Annotated in this window: 17 protein-coding genes; 7 read left to right on the top strand and 10 right to left on the bottom strand. The window is 68.8% G+C overall.

Annotated features, from left to right (window positions below; genetic code table 11):
• Positions 1-386: 386 nt before the first annotated feature.
• From ACFQS9_RS15800 to ACFQS9_RS15765, 8 genes are all read right to left on the bottom strand, one after another.
• Positions 387-1,196: an ABC transporter ATP-binding protein gene (locus tag ACFQS9_RS15800; RefSeq protein ID WP_378406254.1), complete on the bottom strand. Its 810-nt coding sequence runs from the start codon at positions 1,194-1,196 to the stop codon at positions 387-389.
• On the bottom strand, positions 1,193-2,242 hold the full coding sequence (locus ACFQS9_RS15795; RefSeq protein WP_378406252.1) for an ABC transporter ATP-binding protein: 1,050 nt from the start codon (positions 2,240-2,242) through the stop codon (positions 1,193-1,195). The genes ACFQS9_RS15800 and ACFQS9_RS15795 overlap by 4 nt, the downstream gene beginning before the upstream one ends.
• Positions 2,239-3,129: an ABC transporter permease gene (locus ACFQS9_RS15790; protein WP_378406250.1), complete on the bottom strand. Its 891-nt coding sequence runs from the start codon at positions 3,127-3,129 to the stop codon at positions 2,239-2,241. Before ACFQS9_RS15790 ends, ACFQS9_RS15795 begins: the two co-directional genes overlap by 4 nt.
• A complete protein-coding gene (locus tag ACFQS9_RS15785) occupies positions 3,126-4,073 on the bottom strand; it encodes an ABC transporter permease (protein ID WP_378406248.1) in 948 nt (315 codons plus the stop codon). Before ACFQS9_RS15785 ends, ACFQS9_RS15790 begins: the two co-directional genes overlap by 4 nt.
• Before the next feature lies 1 nt (position 4,074).
• The gene (locus ACFQS9_RS15780; RefSeq protein WP_378406246.1) at positions 4,075-5,586 is read right to left on the bottom strand and encodes an ABC transporter substrate-binding protein; all 1,512 of its coding nucleotides are present in this window, start codon (positions 5,584-5,586) and stop codon (positions 4,075-4,077) included.
• Positions 5,587-5,782: 196 nt separating this feature from the next.
• The gene (locus ACFQS9_RS15775; RefSeq protein WP_378406538.1) at positions 5,783-6,703 is read right to left on the bottom strand and encodes a nitrilase-related carbon-nitrogen hydrolase; all 921 of its coding nucleotides are present in this window, start codon (positions 6,701-6,703) and stop codon (positions 5,783-5,785) included.
• Between the two features lie 68 nt (positions 6,704-6,771).
• Entirely contained in the window at positions 6,772-7,785 is a 1,014-nt protein-coding gene (locus ACFQS9_RS15770) for an agmatine deiminase family protein (RefSeq protein ID WP_378406536.1), read from the bottom strand.
• Between the two features lie 237 nt (positions 7,786-8,022).
• Positions 8,023-8,616 (bottom strand): TetR/AcrR family transcriptional regulator, encoded by a 594-nt coding sequence (locus ACFQS9_RS15765; protein WP_378406244.1) that lies wholly within the window; start codon positions 8,614-8,616, stop codon positions 8,023-8,025.
• Positions 8,617-8,872: 256 nt separating this feature from the next.
• Here ACFQS9_RS15765 and ACFQS9_RS15760 point away from each other — a divergent pair, with 256 nt between their 5' ends.
• The gene (locus ACFQS9_RS15760; RefSeq protein WP_378406242.1) at positions 8,873-9,988 is read left to right on the top strand and encodes an agmatine deiminase family protein; all 1,116 of its coding nucleotides are present in this window, start codon (positions 8,873-8,875) and stop codon (positions 9,986-9,988) included.
• Positions 9,989-10,112: 124 nt separating this feature from the next.
• Entirely contained in the window at positions 10,113-10,667 is a 555-nt protein-coding gene (locus ACFQS9_RS15755) for a TetR/AcrR family transcriptional regulator (protein WP_378406240.1), read from the top strand.
• Between the two features lie 19 nt (positions 10,668-10,686).
• Here ACFQS9_RS15755 and ACFQS9_RS15750 read toward each other — a convergent pair whose 3' ends face one another.
• Positions 10,687-11,604: a DUF4436 family protein gene (locus ACFQS9_RS15750; RefSeq protein ID WP_378406238.1), complete on the bottom strand. Its 918-nt coding sequence runs from the start codon at positions 11,602-11,604 to the stop codon at positions 10,687-10,689.
• A 162-nt stretch (positions 11,605-11,766) separates the two neighbouring features.
• Between ACFQS9_RS15750 and ACFQS9_RS15745 the strand changes: the two genes are divergently transcribed.
• The 5 genes from ACFQS9_RS15745 (at position 11,767) to ACFQS9_RS15725 (ending at position 17,704) form a co-directional block, all read left to right on the top strand.
• Positions 11,767-13,125, top strand: a complete 1,359-nt coding sequence (locus tag ACFQS9_RS15745; protein ID WP_378406236.1) for a serine/threonine-protein kinase — start codon at positions 11,767-11,769, stop codon at positions 13,123-13,125.
• A gap of 105 nt (positions 13,126-13,230) precedes the next feature.
• Complete coding sequence (locus ACFQS9_RS15740; RefSeq protein ID WP_378406234.1) at positions 13,231-14,055, top strand: alpha/beta fold hydrolase; 825 nt, start codon at positions 13,231-13,233, stop codon at positions 14,053-14,055.
• Between the two features lie 89 nt (positions 14,056-14,144).
• Entirely contained in the window at positions 14,145-15,473 is a 1,329-nt protein-coding gene (mshA, locus tag ACFQS9_RS15735) for a D-inositol-3-phosphate glycosyltransferase (protein ID WP_378406232.1), read from the top strand.
• Entirely contained in the window at positions 15,470-15,979 is a 510-nt protein-coding gene (locus ACFQS9_RS15730) for a type III secretion system chaperone family protein (RefSeq protein ID WP_378406230.1), read from the top strand. The genes mshA and ACFQS9_RS15730 overlap by 4 nt, the downstream gene beginning before the upstream one ends.
• Before the next feature lie 132 nt (positions 15,980-16,111).
• A complete protein-coding gene (locus ACFQS9_RS15725) occupies positions 16,112-17,704 on the top strand; it encodes an AMP-binding protein (protein WP_378406228.1) in 1,593 nt (530 codons plus the stop codon).
• A gap of 67 nt (positions 17,705-17,771) precedes the next feature.
• On the opposite strand, the gene ACFQS9_RS15720 is transcribed toward ACFQS9_RS15725, so the two are convergent.
• Positions 17,772-18,869 carry a DNA polymerase IV gene (locus ACFQS9_RS15720; RefSeq protein ID WP_378406226.1) on the bottom strand — a complete coding sequence of 366 codons (1,098 nt, stop codon included), beginning with the start codon at positions 18,867-18,869 and terminating at the stop codon, positions 17,772-17,774.
• Positions 18,870-18,871: the final 2 nt, after the last annotated feature.

The raw sequence follows: 18,871 nt of genomic DNA, 5'->3' as shown, positions 1-18,871 counted from the left end.
GTTTTGCTGGGATCCCGCCGGCCGGGGATGTTGGGATCGATCCGTCCGCATGGCCGGTACATCCCGTCGGGCGTGCGCGTCGCGCCCGGCCCGACGGGATGCCCGTCTCGGCGGTGGGGCGAGGGACCTGTCCCGTCGAGAGCGAGTCCTACCCCGCGGAGAGCAGGGCGACACCTGCGACGCCGCTGGCGACCGCCAGGACGGCGGACGCCAGGCCTGCGACGGCAACGATCTGGTTCAACTCGGTGGCGGACGAACCCATTGTGGAGACTCCTTCGTGTGAAATGTGTTGATGATTCGGTGGTTTCGGATGATTCGGCGAGGTGGGTCGCCGGTCCGGAGGTCCGCGGCCGAGGCCTGTCGGGTCGGTGGCGGGTCCGGAGCCGCTAGGCAACCGGTTCCTCGGCGGGTGCGGCCCGCCGTCGTGGTGTCCATCCGGGGCGGGGGACGCTGTCGAGCAGCGCACGGGTGTAGGGATGCCGGGGATCGCGTAGCAGGTCGTCCGTTCGGCCGCTCTCGACGATTCGCCCGCCCTGCATCACGATGCTGTGTTCGGTGACCTGCCGGACGACGGCCAGATCGTGCGTGATGAACACGTACGAAATGCCCGTCGCGTCTCGGATGTCGGCGAGCAGGTTCAGAATCTGGGCCTGGATCGATACGTCCAGAGCCGCAACGGCTTCGTCGAGTACGAGCACCCGGGGGTCGGCTGCGAGCGCCCGCGCGATCGCGACGCGCTGCCGCTGGCCGCCCGACAGGTGGCCGGGCATGGAGGCGAGCAGTCGGGCGTCGAGCGAGACCATGTCGGCGAGAGCCTGCACCCGTTCGGGGTAGGGGGTGCTCGCGTGGGCGTCGTGCAGCCGCACCGCCTCGGTGAGTGTCTGGTGCACGGTCTGGTACGGGTCGAGGCTCGTGTACGGGTCCTGGAACACGATCTGGGCCTCGCGCGCACGTGTGCGTCTGGCGTCGGTCGCGCGGGACGGCCGTGAGCGGTCGTTGCCGCAGCAGACGATGGTGCCGGCGGTCGGCTCCTCGAGGCCGATGATCATGCGCGCGACGGTCGTCTTGCCGGATCCCGATTCGCCGACGATGCCGAGCGAGGACCCGGCCGCCAACGTGAACGAGACATCGTCGACTGCCGCGAACGTACCGAAGGTCTTGCTCAGGTGGGTCACGGTCAGGACCGGATCTGTCATTGGGATTCCCCTTGCAGCAGTGGTCCGAGTTCGTCGGCGCGAAGGCAGCGCACCGCGTGGTCGGAGTCGTGGGTCAGGGGCAGCGCCCCCGATTCGGTGCAGCGCGGTTGGCGGTGCGGGCATCGATCCGAGAACGCGCACGTCTCGGCGGCCTCCCATGCACCGACGGGGCGGCCGGGGATCGAGGCGAGCCGCGGCAGGGGCCGTTCCAGGTCCGGACGGGCGGCGGCGAGGGCCGCGGTGTAGGGGTGCCGCGGACGGTGGTGCAGTCCCGTGGACTCCTGGGCCTCCACTATCTGTCCGGCGTACATGACCGCGGTGCGGTCGCATACCGCGGCTGCGAGGTCCAGATCGTGGGTGATGAACAGCAATGCGACGCCGGCGTCGTGGCGCAGCTCGTCGAGGATCGCCATCACCTCCGACTGCGTGGTGACATCCAGCGCGGTGGTGGGCTCGTCGGCGAGGATCAGCTTCGGGTCGCTCAGCAGGGCTGAGGCGATCATGACCCGCTGCAGCATGCCCCCGGACAGGTCGCCGGGATACTGGCGCATTCTGCGGGCGGTGTCGGTGATGCCGACCTCCGACAGCATCTTCTGGGCGCGCCGGGTCGCCTCGTGACGATCGACGTGGGCGACGGTTCGGAGCTGTTCGGTGAGGAAGTCTCCGATGCGCCGGACGGGATTGATGTACGCGCGTGGGTCCTGGAATATGACCGACATACCACTGCGGGCCCGGCGCAGCGGTTCGCCACGGAGACCGAGCATTTCGCGGCCCTCGAAGTGGATGGAGCCCGTCGTGGTCGCCCGATCCGGCAGCAGCCGGGCGATCGTCCGTGCCGTCATGGACTTGCCGGCGCCGGATTCACCGACGAGCGCCAGTGCCTCGCCCCTCTGGATCGTCAGCGAGACGTCGCGGAGCACCAGCCGCTTCTGGCCGGCGACGTCGAGCGTCAGGTTCAGGTCCCGCACGGCCACCAGCGGCGGGCCGGGTGTCGGTGATGACGAGGTGTTCGGGTTCGGTTCGGTCATGGGTAGCGCTTTCGTCATGAGTGCTCCTTGGCCTGTCGGTCGTTGAGTCGCTCGCCGAGGACGTTGAACGCGACGATGACGAGTACGAGGGCGGTGCCGGCGGCCATGGATTCGGCGGGGAAGCCTTGCAGCACACCGGTTTGACCTTCAGCCGCCATCACGCCCCAGTCCGCCTGCGGTGGCTGAACGCCGAGGCCGAGGAAGGAGATCGCGGCCAGATCCAGTGCGGCCCAGCCGAACAGAATGGTCGCCTGGGCGACGAGCATGGGGGCGATGTTGGGAACGATGTGCCGGGTGCAGATCGACCAGGCGGAGCTGCCCTGGACCTCGAGTGCCTCGATGTACGGCATCGATCGTTCGCGCAGCGCCGCTCCTCGGACGATCCTGGCGACGTACGGGGTGAACGCGACCGCGAGTGAGAGGGCGGCCGACCACTGGCTGGGGCCGAACACCGCCGCAGCAAGCACCGCGAGGAGCAGGCCGGGGAAGGCGAAGACCAGGTCCGAACCGGAGGAGATGACGCTGTCGAGCCATCCCTTTCGCCAGGCCGCGAGCACGGCGAGCACTGTTCCGGCGGTCATCGCCAGCACGATGACGATGAGGGCGCCGAGCATCGATGAGCGCGCTCCGACCAGTAATCGGGACAGCAGGTCGCGGCCCTGGGAGTCGAAACCCAGTGGGTGGGCTGGGCTGGCGCCGACGAATGCGTTGGCGAGATCGCTCTGGTTCGGCGGGTACGGCGCGAGGAGCGGACCGAACACGGCGATCAGTGCCGCAAGAACGATGATCGCCGCGCTTGCGTATCCCAGCCACCCCACTCCCTGCAGGCCCCGAATCCTCCGACTGCGGGTGGGCGTGTCAACGACGCCGGTGATGGGGGCGTGCCCGGTCGCGGTCGTCATCATGCCGCCGCCGTCCCGAGGCTGACGCGCGGGTCGAGCAGCGCGTAGAGGAAGTCGACGATGGTGTTGATGAGCACGAACGCCACCACCATCAGAAGAGAGATAGCCTGGACCACTGCGAAATCCTTGTTCTGTGCGGCGCTGACCAACGTGGACCCCAAACCGTTGAGGTTGAATGCCTGTTCCACGATCGACACCAGCACGACGAGCGAGGCGATCGTGAGGCCGGTGGCGGTCGTGATGGGGATGGCGGCGTTGCGGAGGATGTGACGGCGCAACACGACTCCGGCCGGCAACCCGCGACTGATCGCGGTCTGGACGTGCTCGCGTTTGGACTCGTCACGCACGGACGCACGGGTGATGCGAGCGACGAGCGCGAGTGACGAGCAGGCCAGCGCGATGGCGGGGAGGGTGAGATGCCAGAGCTGGTCGGAGAATCCTTCCCCTTCCCCCAGCGCCGGGAACCAGCCCAGCCGTACCGCGAAGACACTGATCAGGATGAGCGCGGCGACGAACGACGGAATCGCGGCGAGCACGGTGGTCACCAGCAGGGCGGTGGTGTCGACGACACCGGGCTTGAGTGCGCTGAGGATGCCGATGCCGATCCCGATCACGGCAATGATGACCGACGCGTAGACGACCAGTGCGATCGTCGTCGGTGCGCGCTGCGTGATCAGGGTCGACACGTCTTCCCTGCTGGCGATGGAATACCCGAGATCTCCATGGAAAGCCGAGGTCAGCCAGTACCAATAGCGCACGGGCAGAGGGTCGTCGAGGTGGTACCGAGCAGTCAGCAGCGCCCGCACCTCAGGTGTGACCTGCCGCCCACCCGTCAGTGTTGCGATGGGGTCGCCCGGCGCGAGATACATCGCCACGTAGATCGCGATGCTGGCCGCGAACAGGGTGGCGAGCAGGAGGGCGCCGCGCCGAAGAATGAAGTTACGCATGTCAGTTCACCTGTCCGATCTTGGCCAACCACGGTGCCTGCATGTAGGCGAAGGACGACGGCGCGCCGGTCAGCTTCTTGTCGAGAACCAGGAACGAGGCGGGGTGCGACATGGGGATCCAGGGCAGGTCCTGCATGACCAACTTGTCGGCTTCGATCGTCGCCTCGGCCCGTCGAACCGGATCCGGCTCGGTGCGGGCACGGTCCAGGGCGGCGGACAGCGCCGGATTGCTGTACCCGGAGAAGTTCTGGGATCCGGTGGGCTCGGTGTACAGGGCAATCATCGCCGCGGGATCGGCATAGTCGCCGTATGTCGTGGTGCTGAACGCATCGACGTTGGCGCGCGCTTCAGGATCCGTGAAGAAGTTGATGTAGTTCTGCGGAGAAACGTTGTACAGGCTTGCGTTGAGCCCGATCGCGTTTGCCGCCTCCAGCCAGGCGTTGGACGCGGTGTTCACCGTGGTGATGCCGGTGGAGGTGCCGATGACCAGTGGCTTGCCCGCCGCGCCGGCCTCGGTGATGAGCTGCTTGGCCCTCTCGAGGTTCTGTGCCGGCTCCGGAGCGGCGTTCCACGCCGCGGCGAACGTGTCCCTGGCGTATCCCCACGTTCCCGGATTGGCGGACATCCGCGGGCCGACCGCGTTGCCCCCGTAGACGGCGCCGTCGAAGCTGATTCGATCGAACGCGAGCGACAATGCCTGCCGCACACGGGGATCGCCGAGCACGCCGGTGAGGTTGGCGGGGATGAAGAACTCGGTCTCGAAGGACGGCCCGCGGTGCACGGTGACGTTGTCCGTGCGTTCCAGTTGCGCCAACGTGGAGGTGTCGTTGAGCCACGAGCCGCTGATCTCACCGGTCGACAGACCCCTGGTCAGCGTGGCGGCGTCGGACACTCCGCGGAAATCGATCTCGCCGGTCATCGGCTTCAGCGACGCGTCCCAGTAGTCGGGGTTCGCCGCGACCTTCAGGGCCCCGCCCGCGGTCCATTCGGCCAGCTTGTACGGACCCGTACACATGGCGCCGCCATCGGGGGTTCCGTAGTCGCGGCCTCGGTCGCGGGCATACTTTTCCTGGATGACGACGCCCGGCATCGCCGAGAGTTCGCCCGGTAGCCAGTAGTCGGGGCTGCTCAGATTGAGGGTGACGGTCTCGGGTCCGTCGACAGTGATCGAGCTGATCCGCTTGAGGACGTCGCCATAGAGGCCGCCGGTCTGCGGATCCATGGTGCGTTGCAGACTGAACGCCACATCGGCAGCCGTGAGCGGCTGACCGTCCCAGAAGCGAACACCGGAGCGCACCGTGAGTACGAGCGTGGTCGGCGAGGTGTAGCGATAGTCACTGGCCAGGCCCGGTGTGATGGCGCCATCCGGCTGCTGCCGGAGGAGGGATTCGCACATCGTCGAGATGACCGTGTTCTCCGGGTAGTCGATCGCGGTGGCCGGATCCACCGATGTCGGATCGCGATACAGCGCCCAGGTCGCGCTGTCCGCGGGACCGGTGGCTGCGTTTGTCATGGTGGGAAAACTCAGAAACTCTTCGTTGCTGACTGGTGCGGAGGCGGTCTCAGTTCGTCCTCCGCATCCCGCCAGAACGACAGTCGTGCATGCGGCGGCCGCCGCGAGTTGTAGCTTGTTGATGCGCATCCTCGACTCCTCGGAAGTGATGGACCTGTCTCGGTGCCGCAGGCGGCCGCCGGGCACGGGCGGGGGGTTAAACCGAGGCCGCGGGCGACTCGGTGGTGAGTTCGCCGTAGCTGGCGGGTTGGCGGGTGTCGAACAGGCCGAAGGTGAGCCAGTCCCGCCGCTGGTCCAGATCGAGGTCCGCGACGAGGACACTGTCCCGGTCCCGCGGAGCCTGCACGATGGTGCGCCCATAGGGATCGGAGATGAACGAGGATCCGTAGAACGTGATCCCGTCCTCATGGCCGATCCGGTTGACGGCAACCATGAAGGTGGCATTGGCCAGGCCGTTGCCCGAGATCATCTGATGCCACATCGGCTGGGTGTCGAATTCCGTCAGCTCGGGGTCGCTGCCGATCGCCGTCGGGTAGACGAGGATCTCGGCCCCGCGCATCGAGTACACGCGCGCCAGTTCGGGGAACCACTGATCCCAGCAGGTCGGGAAGCCGAAGGTGGTGCCCGCGGCCGCGATGACCGGGAAACCGCTGTCATCCGAGTCGAAGTAGTGGTCCTCGTGGTACCCGGGAAAGGCGGGAATGTGTAGCTTGCGGGTCCGCGCGAGCACCTCACCGTCGGGTGCGACCAGGATTGCGGTGTTGAAGCCCTTCCCGCTGTCGCTGCGCTCGTAGAGCGAGGCGTGCACGCAGATGCCGTGCCGGGCAGCGAGTTCCCGCGCGAAGGAGGTCGTCGGCCCGTCGGGGATCGACTCGCTGTGGTTCGCGGCGTCGGTGTTGTCGGGCACCGTCGCGAAATACGGGCTCAGGGTCAGCTCCTGCAGGCACACCACCTGTGCGCCCAGGTCGGCGGCCCGCGCGACACCCGCTGCCAGGACGGCTCGGTGCTCGTCCGGGTCGAGGTGCCAGGAGGTCTGCACCGCGCCGACGCGGACCGGTACCCGGGTGGCCGGCCGGTCGCGGGCCGGTGAGGGCAGCACCGAGTCGACGGACGTGATCACCACGAACTCGCCGTCCTCGACGACCTGGCCGATCACGCCAGCGGGAGCGGCAGCATCATGCGTATTCACAGGTTCTCCTCCTGGGTGAGATGGGCCGCCGGGATCTGCTGGGTGATGCAGTGGACGCCACCGCCGCCGTACGCGACGATGTTGCCGGGCACACCGACCACTTCTCGGTCGGGAAATGCCACGCGCAGCGTTGCCAGGGCCTGGTCGTCGAGTTCGTGCCCGGCGATGGGCACGATCACGCCGCCGTTGGCGACGTAGAAGTTGGCGTAGGCCACCATCGTCTCCGTGCCGTCGGGGAGCGTCTGGTAGGGGAACTGGGGCAGCTCGAGGATCTCGAAGGGCCGTCCCGCCGCGTCGGTCGACTCCCGCAGGACCTTGAGGTTCGCGGCCATCCGCTCGAAGTCGGGCAGCTCGGGATCCTCGCAGGTCTGCGCGATCACGACGCCGGGACGCACATACGTGCAGACGCCGTCGACGTGGCCGTCGGTGTGGGCGTCGTCGTAGCCGCCGTAGGGGAGCCAGATCACTTTCGAGACACCGAGTCGCGTCTTGAGCTCGTTCTCGATGTCCTCCCTCGACATCGACGGGTTGCGGTTGGGATTGAGCAGGCACTGCTCGGTCGTGATCAGGGTGCCTTCCCCGTCGACGGTGATCGCGCCGCCCTCGAGGATCATGTCCGATGGAATGCGCTCGATCCCAAGGGTTTCCAGAACCCGCGCGGTGATCGTGGCGTCCTGGTCGAACGGTAGGAATCGCTCACCCCAGGAGTTGAAACCGAAGTCGACGGCCGAGCGACGCCCCGCCTGGTCGAGCACGACCAGCGGACCGGAGTCCCGGATCCAGGAATCGTCGATCGCCAGCTCCACCACCTCGACCGCGCTGCCGCATGCGGCGCGGACCTCATCGGCCTGGCCGGGGTTGGTGATCATGAGTACGGGCTCGAACGCGCTGATCGCGTTCGCGGTCGCGGCGTACTCGGCTTTTGCCTCCTCGAAGTATGGGCCCCAAAGGCTTTCGCGGGTGGGCCATGCCATGAGGCACCGCTCATGGGGCGCCCATTCGGCCGGCATGCGCCAGGTGGTGGATGCGGCGCTGTCGGTGATCGTGTGTTGGTGTGACGAATCTGTCATGAGGCGATCATCACACTGACTAAAAATTTAGTCAATAGCCGTGACGTGCGAACGCGCGAAGCGCCTGTCGGGTCGGCGATGCTTGGCGGGGCGCGAGCCTCCGATTTGCCCGTGGTCAGGCGTGCAGCGCTCGGCGAATGGCGGTGGTGACCGTCCGGATTGTGAAGTGGCGGAAGGTCAGTCGGACAATGCCGGTGCAGCTGCCCCGGCGGCGAATTCGCTGTCCAACGCGGCGATGATGTGGCCGCGCGCCTGATCGGTCGTCACCAGGTGTGCGAGCCAGCGGTTGCTGAGCCCCTCGACCAGCGCGCTCATCCTGAAGGCGATCGCCCGCGGGTCGACCGACGCCGCGATGCTGCCATCGCGCTGCCCGTCTTCGATGAGGGCTGTCAGATCGGCGACCCACCGCTCGGTCGCACCCGTGAGTACGGGGCGCAACCCGCCGTCGAAGACCGCGGCGGCACGGACCTCGCCCCACACCGCGGAGTTCTCCCTGACGGAGTCGTCATCGTGGAACTCTCCGAGCAGCTGGGCAACCAGGCGTTCTCGCCCGGCGGTTCCCTCGGTCGCGTCCGCGTAGGTCTCGGCGCGCGTGTTGACGTGCTCCATCGCCTGTGTCAGCAGGCCCGAGCGGTCCCCGAAGTGGTAGTAGATCAGCGCGGTGGAGGCATCCGCCTCCGCCGCGACGTTCTCGATCCGTAGGCCCCGGATGCCGTCCCGGGCGATCACCCGACAGGTGGCATCGAGGAGTCGGCTTCTACGGTCCGTCATTCCACGCACATTAGTTCAGGCCGGCAATCATCCACACCGACCGGTTGGTTTACCTCGGGGTGAGTTCGCAATGCGCTACGACTCATCGAGGCTGCCCTTGACTGAATCTTTGGTCAGGATAGGATGGAGGCAGCAGTCGCACGAATCCCCCCCGAGCGGCGCGTCTACACAGGAGCGGGACCCACACCCGGCCCCCCGAGCAAGTGATCAGAGGCCCGCGGGTCGTATCTGGGGGGAGAACAGGAAGATTCACGCGATGCTCAGACGACAATTCCTGCAATCGAGCCTGGCGGTGGCCGGCGGACTGCTGATTGTGGGGTGTACGGACGGCGGGTCCTCGGTCGCGGACGGTAGCGGCGACGCCGATCAACGCGAGTGGTGGATGCCCGAGGAGGGCGACCCGCACAAGCGGACCTGGATGGCGTTCGCTGCGAGCGAGGCGATCTGGGGCGCGGAGCTGCTCCCCGAGGTTCGCCGGAACCTGGCGACGATCGCGCAGACGATCGCCCAGTTCGAACCGGTGTCGATGCTGGTCCCGCAGGAGGACCTCGAAATGGCCCGCGGACTCGTCGGTCCCTCCGTTGAACTCGTCGTCGCCCCGCTCGACGACCTCTGGATCCGTGACACCGGGCCGGTGTTCGTCAAGGGGAACGGGACCAAGGCCGGGGTCAACTTCAACTTCAACGGCTGGGGCGAGAAGCAGGACTACGACCAGGACGCCCTGGTGGCGGACTTCGTCACGGCCCGCGCCGGGGTCGAATCGTTGCCGACGGACCTGGTCCTCGAGGGCGGCGGCATCGAGGTCGACGGCGAGGGGACCGCGATCATCACCGAGAGTTGTGTGCTCAACGACAACCGGAATCCGGGCTGGTCGAAGGAGGATGTCGAGGCCGAGCTGGGCGCTCTGCTGGGTCTCGAGAAGATCATCTGGCTGCCCGGCATCGCGGGCAAGGACATCACCGACGGCCACACCGACTTCTACGCCCGTTTCGCCCGCCCGGGCGTTGTCGTCGCGGGATACGATCCGGACCCGGAGTCGTTCGACCACGACGTCACCACCCGCCACCTCGAGATCCTCAAGACGGCGACCGACGCGCAGGGTCGTTCGCTCGAGGTCGTGGTGCTCGATGCGCCGGGTACGGTCAGGCCGGAGTTCGAATCCGACGACTTCGCGGCCGGTTACATCAACTTCTACGTCTGCAACGGCGCGGTGATCGCCCCCGAGTTCGGCGACCCCGACACCGACCAGGCTGCGAAAGAGGAACTGCAGCGTCTCTTCCCCGATCGCCAGGTGGTGCAGATCAACATCGACGGCATCGCCGCCGGCGGTGGCGGCATCCACTGCACCACCCAGCAGGAACCGGCGGACTAGAACCGTTCGAGGATCGCTGGTCGAAATCGGGGCCACCGGTTTGACGCGGTGTCAGCGCGTCAAACCGGTCGGCCCGAAGGCGTCCGTAAAGTGAGGTGTCGTGGCAGACCGTCGAACACAGATCATGGAAGCAGCAGTCCGCGTGATCGCGCAGGATGGAGTGCGCGGCCTGCGGGTCGAGAAACTCGCCGCCGAGGCCGGCGTCTCGACCGCACTGATCTATTACCACTTCCAGGACCGGGCCGGGGTGTTGCGCAGCGCCCTCGACCACATCAATGACCGGGCCGAGCGCTACGCCGACGACGTATCCACGTCCACCGACCCTCGCACGCAGCTCGAACAGATGCTCCTGCTCGAGATCCAGGGCGCCCCCGAGGTGCGGGAGAACAGCATCGCCTGGGGTGAGCTCAGGGCGAGCGCCGTCTTCTCCGACGACCTGCGTGAGCCGCTGCGCACAACCACGGAGGCGTGGGCACGCGATGCCGAAACCCTCATCCGGCACGCACAGGCCGCAGGTCTGGCGAACCCGACGGTCGACCCTGCCGACGCCGGAGAGCGACTCACCGCGCTGGTCGAGGGCCTCAGTGAACGCTGGCTGAGCGGCTCGATGACGCTCGAGCGGGCCCGAGATCTGCTCGCAGGCGCGATCACCGTGGAACTAGGCCCGGCCGCCTCCTGACCACGGCCGGGGTCGTGGGTCACCCGCCGGGGCCGACCTCGGCCCGGCTGGGCGGCGGCGAGACCGGATCGAGACTGGGCTGCGGGTCGGCGGGTGGTTCTGCTTGTGCTCCCGCGACGACGGTGGTGATGACGCAGAGCGCGATGATCGCCTCAGTCCACAGGAAGGCCATGTAGTCCAGCAATGACCCGATGGGCGGGGCGCCGGGCGCAGTGTTGCGGAAGGCGGCCAGGGCGAACAGCGTCGCGGCCATCCACCCGAGGGCGGGCCAGACCAGGCCGAGCCGCCGGGAGGTCAGGAACCGGGTACCGATCACGACGGCGATCGCGAGCGCCCACATGGCGGCCATCATGAAGATCGCGTAGATCAGCACGCTGTTCGAGCGGCCGACGCTGACCTCGAAGGCGGCGGTATCGACTGTGTCGGCGACCTCCACGGTGGGATGGAACAGGGCATCTCTGTTCGACAGTGTCGCGGTGACGGGGACCGGGTGATCGCCCTGTCGGGCGGCGAACTCGATGTCGGTCAGGTAGCTGTCGAAGGGGTAGTCGGTGATGGAGCCGCCTGACAGCGCGACCGGGACGTCGACGGTGGCGATTCGTGTGTCCGCCCGAAATATCAAGTCTTGCTGGATATCTGGTGAGGTCAGGAGGGTGAGGTCCTCGTTCGGGGTGAGTCCGCTGTCGTCGCTGAGCGCGCCACGTGGAGTGACGAGGACTCGCAGTGTGAGTTCTCGTGCGGCCGCGTCCACCCGCTGCACCGAGGCCTCGATGTCGACCCTGTCGGGGGGTTCGGACGTTCCCGAGACGTGGACGGTGTCCAAGTCGAGGCGTTCGCCGAAATGGAGCCAGATTCCCGCTGCTACCGCGGCCACCGTCGCGGCGGCCACTGCCGGCAGGAACAGACTTCTGCGACCGGGCCGTTCCTTCGTCCGCATGACCAGGTTCTCCGCATCGTGATGCTCGGTGACCGTTGTCGTGGCCCCTCATCCTTGCACGGTATCGAGAGGCTACGACTCCGCTGACTGCTATCCTCTGCTCTGGACTGAAAATTTAGTCAGTGAATCCGTCGGGTGCGCTCACCAAGAGGGAGAAAGTACGTGGATGGAACCTCGTTTGGGCGGTACCGCCTGCTGGAGCTGATCGGCGAGGGCGGCATGGGCAAGGTCCACAGGGCCTACGACACCCTCACCGACCGGATCGTGGCGTTGAAGGTGCTGCACGAGCACACCGCCGCGGACCCCGGCTTCCGGGAGCGCTTTCGCCGCGAAGCGCACGCAGCCGCTCGCCTGAGCGAACCGCACGTTGTCCCCATTCACCACTACGGGGAGATCGAGGGTCGGCTGTATCTCGACATGCGCCTGATCGAGGGCACCGACCTGAAGACACTCCTGGCCCTACACGGGCCGATGGCCCCGGCCGTGGCCGTCTCCGTGGTCGAACAGGTAGCGGCCGCGTTGGACGCCGCGCACGCCGCCGGCCTGGTGCACCGCGACGTCAAACCCTCCAACATGCTGGTCAGTGCCCGCGACTTCGTCTACCTCATCGACTTCGGTATCGCCCGCTCCGCCCAGGACAAGGGCCTGACCAGTACGGGGGCCACGATTGGCACCTTCCACTACATGGCCCCGGAACGATTCACCACCGGGCAGGGCGATGCACGGTCCGACGTCTATGCGTTGGCCTGCGTGCTCCACGAATGCCTGACCGGCGCACACCCCTACCCGGGGGACAGCCTCGAGCAGCAGATCTCCGGGCATCTGACCGTGGCCCCGCCGCGGCCCAGCCAGGTCCGGCCCGGGGTGCCCGCCGGGTTCGACCAGGTCATCGCCCAGGCAATGGCGAAAAGCCCCGACGACCGCTACTTCACCGCCGGGGGACTCGCTGCCGACGCCAAGCGCGCCCTCACCACCGAACCGCACACGAACACCGCGACCACCGTGGTCCTCGACCCCGGGACTGCCCGAATCGTGAACACCGGCAACCGTCCACAACCGAGGTCGTTGCCGGCGACCGCGCTGCTGCTGGGGGAGGACTCGACGTCACGACCGGGCGGTGATTCCGACGATCCTGCACCGACTCCGGGTCGGCGGACGAGCACGAAACGGAGAGCCTGCCTGCTCGCGGCGGCGGTGGTCGTCGTTGCCGCGGGTGCCGCCGCGGTCGGCTACGCGGCCGTCGACGTTCCACCGCCGGCCACGCCGGTCAACGCACGCCCGGCGCCCGCCGTCGAACCGGTTCGACCCCGACCTACCCCGTCGGCCGCGCCCACCCCCGCCACACCGAGCGCACCGGTCACCACCCGCCCCATCCAGCCGACGGGACAATCCGAGCCGGTTCCCGACCCCGGTGGCAGCACCGGCCCGGACGGCGGTCTGCCCGCGCCCGCATCGCCTGCGGACCCCTACTACCCGGATCCCTACTCCGACCCCTACTACGACCCCTATTACTCCGAGTAGGTCGCGACGCCACGGCCGTCTCCTGCGATCGCGCGGTCGGCTCGTCGGACCCGTCACCCCAGGGTCGAAGGTTCCCCTTCGCGCCGGAGGCGCAGAATGGCCGGCATGGCTATCCGGGAAACCGTCAGTGTGGACGGCACGTCCATCGTCTATCGCGTCGAGGGTGACGCCGCCGCGCGTCCGCTCGTGTTGCTGCACGGCTGGGCGCAGTCGCTGCGGTGCTGGGGCGACGGTGTGCTCGAGGCGCTGTCCGCGAAGTACCGCGTGATCGCCGTCGACCTGCGCGGCCACGGCTATTCCGGGGCGCCCGCCGCCGGCTACGACGACCCGAAGGTGTGGGCCTCCGACGTCGAGGCGGTGCTCGCCGCGGAGCGCATCGAGTCCGGTGCGGTGCTGCTGGGCTGGTCCTACGGCGGCCTGGTGATCTGTGACTATCTCGCCGAGCTCGGCGAGGCCGCCGTCGATGCGATCGTGCTCGTCGGCGCCATCACCAGCATCGGACCCGGGCAGAAGGGCGGCCGGGTCGGCTCGGCCATGCGCGCGGCGATCCCGGGCGCGATGTCCGAGGACCCGCGCGAGTCGATCCGCGCGCTCGGCAGCTTCGGCCCCGCGCTCACCGGCCCGCCCGAGGGCAAGGGCGTCGCCTCGCAGGCGCTCTTCGGGGCCAGCCTGTCGACGCCGCCGCGGGTGCGCGCGGCCCTGTTCAACCGCGCGGTCGGGCACGACGACCTGCTCGCGGGCCTCACCGTCCCGGCGCTGATCCTGCACGGCACCGCGGACTCGGTCGTGGACGTCGCCGCCGCCCGGCACGCGGCCGAGCTGATCCCCACCGTCAGCACGTCCTACTGGGAGGGCTGCGACCACGGGCCGTTCGTCGAGGACCCGCAGCGCTTCGTGGCCGAGGTCAGCGAGTTCGTCGACGGGCTGTGACGTGGTCGGTGGTCGCTGACGGCCCGGCCGATGCCGACGTCCCCAGGTCGGCTTCGTCGCCCGCGGTTGCCACAGGGCAAGATGGACCCGTGACCCCAGCGCAGAACCATCGGTTGCGGAGGGTGGCCGTCCTCTCGGTCCACACCTCTCCATTGGCGCAACCGGGGACCGGTGACGCGGGCGGGATGAACGTCTACGTGCTCCAGACCGCGCTGCAGCTCGCCCGCCGCGGCGTGGAGGTGGAGATCTTCACCAGGGCCACCTCCTCGGCGGACGCGCCGGTGGTCGAGGCCGCGCCGGGGGTGCTGGTCCGCAACGTCGTCGCGGGCCCGTTCGAGGGCCTGGACAAGCATGACCTGCCCACCCAGCTGTGTGCGTTCGCGGCCGGGGTGCTGCGCGAGGAGGCGCACCACGAGCCGGGGCACTATGACCTCGTGCACTCGCACTACTGGCTCTCCGGTCAGGTCGGCTGGCTGGCGCGCGACCGGTGGGGCGTGCCGCTGGTGCACACCGCGCACACCCTCGCCGCGGTCAAGAACGCCGCCCTCGCCGACGGGGACGTCCCGGAGCCGGCGGCCCGCCAGATCGGCGAGCAGCAGGTGGTGGCGGAGGCGGACCGCCTGGTCACCAACGCCGCCGACGAGTCCAGGCAGCTGGTCGAGATCTACGGCGCCGACCCCCGCCGGATCGACGTGGTGGCCCCCGGCGCGGACCTGACCCGGTACCGGCCCGGCGACAAGGCCGCCGCCCGCGCCGAGCTGGGGCTGAACCCGAACGAGCTGATCGTGACCTTCGTCGGCCGGATCCAGCCGCTCAAGGCGCCGGACGTCCTGCTGCGCGCCGCGGCCGCCCTGATGGATCGCGAACCCGCACTACCGCTGCGGATCGTCGTCGTCGGTGGGCCATCGGGCACCGGGCTGGACCGGCCCGACTCGCTGATCGAACTGGCGGCCTCGCTGGGCATCACCGCGCGCGTCACCTTCCTGCCGCCGCAGCCGCCCGAGCGACTCGCCCAGGTGTACCGCGCCGCGGATCTGGTTGCGGTGCCCAGTTATTCGGAGTCCTTCGGTCTGGTCGCGATCGAGGCGCAGGCCTGCGGGACGCCGGTCGTCGCGGCGGACGTCGGGGGACTCGGCGTCGCGGTGCGGTCCGGGGAGACCGGGCTGCTGGTGCCCGGTCACCGCACCGACGACTGGGCCGATGCCCTGCACTCGCTGCTCGCGGACCCCGGCCGGCTGGCCGAGATGGCGCGCCGCGCGCCGCTGCACGCGGAGGACTTCTCCTGGGAGCACACCGCCGACGGGCTGCTCGAGAGCTACAAGCGGGCGAACGCCAGCTACCGCAGGCAGCCCGAGCACGCGCCGCGCCGCGGTCGCGGGCTGTGGAAGCTGCGGCGAATGGGGGGAGTGCGGGCATGACCGACATCGCGACGCTGATCGGCGCCGAGCTGACCGAGCGGGAACTCGACTACACCCGAAGGGGTGAGGGCCAGTTCATCGTCGAACTGCCCGGCGAGCGCAAGCTCAAGACCACCTGCCTGCTCACCGTCGGCGCACACGGCGTCCGGGTCGAGGCGTTCGTCTGCCGCAAACCCGACGAGAACTTCGAGGGCGTCTACCGGTTCCTGCTCCGTCGCAACCGCCGGCTGTACGGGGTGAGCTACACGATCGACAAGATCGGCGACATCTACCTGCTCGGCCAGATCTCCACCCACGCCGTGACCGGGTCGGAGCTGGACCGGGTGCTCGGTCAGGTGCTCGAGGCCGCGGACGGCGACTTCAACACCCTGCTCGAGCTCGGGTTCGCCACGTCGATTCGGCGGGAGTGGGATTGGCGGGTCTCGCGCGGCGAGTCGCTCGCGAACCTCCAGCCGTTCGTGCACCTGATGTCCGCAGAGCAGGTTCAGGCGGCCGGCACGGACTGAGCGGGCCGCCGCGGTTCGGGGTAGGGTTTCGGCGATCCTGTGACGGTCATCACAGGTGAGATAGCTGTTTCCATCTGTCACAGTTATCTGGTTCGTCAACCCTGTCGCCGCACCACTCGAGGAGAGGCCCCCGTGAGCTTCAAGAGCCCCTATCCCGACGTCGATATCCCGAACCTGAGCGTCTACGACTTCCTGTTCGGTCAGGTCTCGGACGCCGACCTGGACCGACCCGCGCTCATCGACGGCGGCTCGGGCGCGGAGACCACCTACCGCGCGCTCATCGGCCAGATCGACGCCCTCGCGGGCGCGCTGGCGGCGCGCGGACTGGCCGTCGGCGACGTCGCCGCGCTGCACTCGCCGAACGTCCCGGCGTTCGCGGCCGTGCTGCACGGCATCCTGCGCGCGGGCGGCACGGCCACCACCGTCAACGCCCTCTACAACGCCGAGGACATCGCCAAGCAGCTCACCGACTCCAGGGCGACCTTCCTCTTCACCGTGTCGCCGCTGCTGCCGCAGGCGCGGGCGGCGGCCGAGCAGGTCGGCATCCCCGCCGACCGGGTCATCGTGCTCGACGGCGCCGAGGGGCATCCGTCGCTGCGGGACCTGCTCACCCAGGGCGCCCCCGCCCCCGAGGTCAGCTTCGACCCGGCCACCCACCTCGCGGTGCTGCCGTACTCCTCCGGCACCACCGGCCGCCCGAAGGGCGTCATGCTGACCCACCGGAACCTGGTGGCGAACGTCTGCCAGATCCATCCGCGGATGGGCATCAGCGCCGACGACCGGATCCTGGCCGTGCTGCCCTTCTTCCACATCTACGGGCTCACCGTGCTGCTCAACGCGGCGCTGTACGAGCGCGCCACCCTGGTCACGATGCCGAAGTTCGACCTCGTCGAGTTCCTGCGCAACGTGGCCGAGCGCAAGTGCACCTACATCTTCGTGGCGCCGCCGGTGGCGGTCGCGCTGGCCAAGCACCCGCTCGTCGACCAGTACGACCTCGCCTCCGTGCACACCATCTTCTCCGGTGCGGCGCCGCTCGACGAGGAGCTGGGCAAGGCCGTCGCGAACCGGCTGAACTGCCGGGTTCGCCAGGGTTACGGCATGAGCGAGCTGAGCCCCGTCAGCCACGCGATCGCGCTCGAGGACGACCACGTCCCGCTCAGCTCGGTCGGCAAGCCGATCGCGAACACCGAGAACAAGCTCGTCGACCCGGCCACCGGCGAGGAGGTCGACATCCCGACCGAGGGTGTCAGCGCGCCGGGCGAGCTGTGGGTCAAGGGCCCGAACGTGATGGTCGGCTACCTCGGCAACGACGCGGCAACCGCCGAGACCCTCGACGCGGACGGTTACCTGCACACCGGCGACATCGCCACCGTCGACGCGGAGGGCGTGGTGTACATCGTCGATCGGCTCAAGGAGCTGATCAAGTACAAGGGCTACCAGGTGCCGCCTGCCGAGCTGGAGGCGCTGCTGCTCACCCACCCGAAGATCGCCGACGCGGCCGTGATCGGCGTGCTCGACGAGGAGGGCGAGGAGGTCCCGAAGGCGTTCGTCGTCCGTCAGCCCGAGGCCGAGCTCTCCGGGGATGAGGTCATCGAGTTCGTCGCCGAGCGGGTATCGCCCCACAAGAAGGTCCGCATCGTGGAGTTCATCGACCTGGTGCCGAAGTCGGCGGCGGGCAAGATCCTGCGCAAGGACCTTCGTGCGAGCGAAGCGACGCGGGGTTAGGCGCAGCGCGAGCGAAGCGACGCGGGGTTAGGCGCTGGTCCGCTGAGTGATGGGAACCTTCAGCCGGTCAGACCGAATGATGGTTCCCGTCACCCTGGGACGACGGATGCTCGGGCGGTGGGGTCATGTCGAGGCGGACGCCCAGTAGTCGCACCTCGCGGTCGTGATCGAGCCGCTCGGTGAGCGCCGCGGCGGCGTCGGCGATCACCGCCGGGTCCAGCGTCGGCTCCGACAGCGGACGTCCGGTGGTGTGGGTGTCGAACGGCGCGTACCGAACCTTCAGGGTGACCCGCACCGCCGCTCGCCCCTCGGTCCGCAGGTCCTCGGTGACCCGCTCGGCCAGCAGGCGCACCTCGGCCGTCACCTGCTCGGGGTCAGTGAGATTGTGCTGGAAGGTCGTCTCCCGGCCATGGCCGCGGGCGACCCAGGGCTCCGCGGTGACCACCTCGTCGCCGAGGCCGAGGCCGAGGCCGAGCCGATGCAGCCACGGTCCGATGGTCGGGCCCAGCGCGGACGCGAGGTCTGCGTCCGTGGCATCGGCGAGCTCGCGGACGGTGTGGATGCCCAGGGCGGCAAGCTTGTTCGCGGTCTTGCTGCCGATGCCCCAGAGTGCGTCCGTGCCGCGGCCGCCCATCACCTCGAACCAGTTGTCCGCGGTCAGCAGGAACACGCCCCGCGGTTTGCCGAAGCCGGTGGCGATCTTCGCGCGCAGCTTGTTGTCGCCGATGCCCACGGAGCAGTGCAGCTCGGTTGCCGAGAGCACCGCGGACTGGGCGGCCCGGGCGAAGCTCACCGGGTCGTCGGTGGTGACGCCGAGGAACGCCTCGTCCCAGCCGAGCACCTCGACGACGGCGTCCAGCCCGCGCAACGTGTCCATCACCGTTCGGGACGCGGCGGTGTAGGCCTCGGCGTCGACGGGGAGGAACACCGCGTCGGTGACGCCGCGCGCGGCGATCCTGCGGGCGGCAACGCGCAGTGGCATCCCCGAACCGATCCCGAACTCGCGGGCCTCGTACGACGCCGTGGAGACCACGCCGCGCTCGGTGGGGTCGCCGCGGGCGCCGACGATCACCGGCCGGCCACGCAGTTCCGGGCGACGCAGCACTTCCACTGCCGCAACGAACTGGTCGAGGTCGACGTGCAGCACCCAGTTGTGGCCGCTCATCC

Source organism: Rhodococcus daqingensis, assembly GCF_042665615.1.
Taxonomy (GTDB): domain Bacteria; phylum Actinomycetota; class Actinomycetes; order Mycobacteriales; family Mycobacteriaceae; genus Rhodococcus_G; species Rhodococcus_G daqingensis.
This window is presented reverse-complemented; position numbering and strand designations above follow the sequence as displayed.

Bases quoted from the DNA above. Each gene is read 5' to 3' on its own strand.
- ACFQS9_RS15800 (WP_378406254.1), bottom strand. From the start codon at position 1,196: ATGACAGATCCGGTCCTGACCGTGACCCACCTGAGCAAGACCTTCGGT.
- ACFQS9_RS15795 (WP_378406252.1), bottom strand. From the start codon at position 2,242: ATGACGAAAGCGCTACCCATGACCGAACCGAACCCGAACACCTCGTCA.
- ACFQS9_RS15790 (WP_378406250.1), bottom strand. From the start codon at position 3,129: ATGATGACGACCGCGACCGGGCACGCCCCCATCACCGGCGTCGTTGAC.
- ACFQS9_RS15785 (WP_378406248.1), bottom strand. From the start codon at position 4,073: ATGCGTAACTTCATTCTTCGGCGCGGCGCCCTCCTGCTCGCCACCCTG.
- ACFQS9_RS15780 (WP_378406246.1), bottom strand. From the start codon at position 5,586: ATGACAAACGCAGCCACCGGTCCCGCGGACAGCGCGACCTGGGCGCTG.
- ACFQS9_RS15770 (WP_378406536.1), bottom strand. From the start codon at position 7,785: ATGCCGGCCGAATGGGCGCCCCATGAGCGGTGCCTCATGGCATGGCCC.
- ACFQS9_RS15765 (WP_378406244.1), bottom strand. From the start codon at position 8,616: ATGACGGACCGTAGAAGCCGACTCCTCGATGCCACCTGTCGGGTGATC.
- ACFQS9_RS15760 (WP_378406242.1), top strand. From the start codon at position 8,873: ATGCTCAGACGACAATTCCTGCAATCGAGCCTGGCGGTGGCCGGCGGA.
- ACFQS9_RS15755 (WP_378406240.1), top strand. From the start codon at position 10,113: ATGGAAGCAGCAGTCCGCGTGATCGCGCAGGATGGAGTGCGCGGCCTG.
- ACFQS9_RS15750 (WP_378406238.1), bottom strand. From the start codon at position 11,604: ATGCGGACGAAGGAACGGCCCGGTCGCAGAAGTCTGTTCCTGCCGGCA.
- ACFQS9_RS15740 (WP_378406234.1), top strand. From the start codon at position 13,231: ATGGCTATCCGGGAAACCGTCAGTGTGGACGGCACGTCCATCGTCTAT.
- ACFQS9_RS15730 (WP_378406230.1), top strand. From the start codon at position 15,470: ATGACCGACATCGCGACGCTGATCGGCGCCGAGCTGACCGAGCGGGAA.
- ACFQS9_RS15720 (WP_378406226.1), bottom strand. From the start codon at position 18,869: ATGAGCGGCCACAACTGGGTGCTGCACGTCGACCTCGACCAGTTCGTT.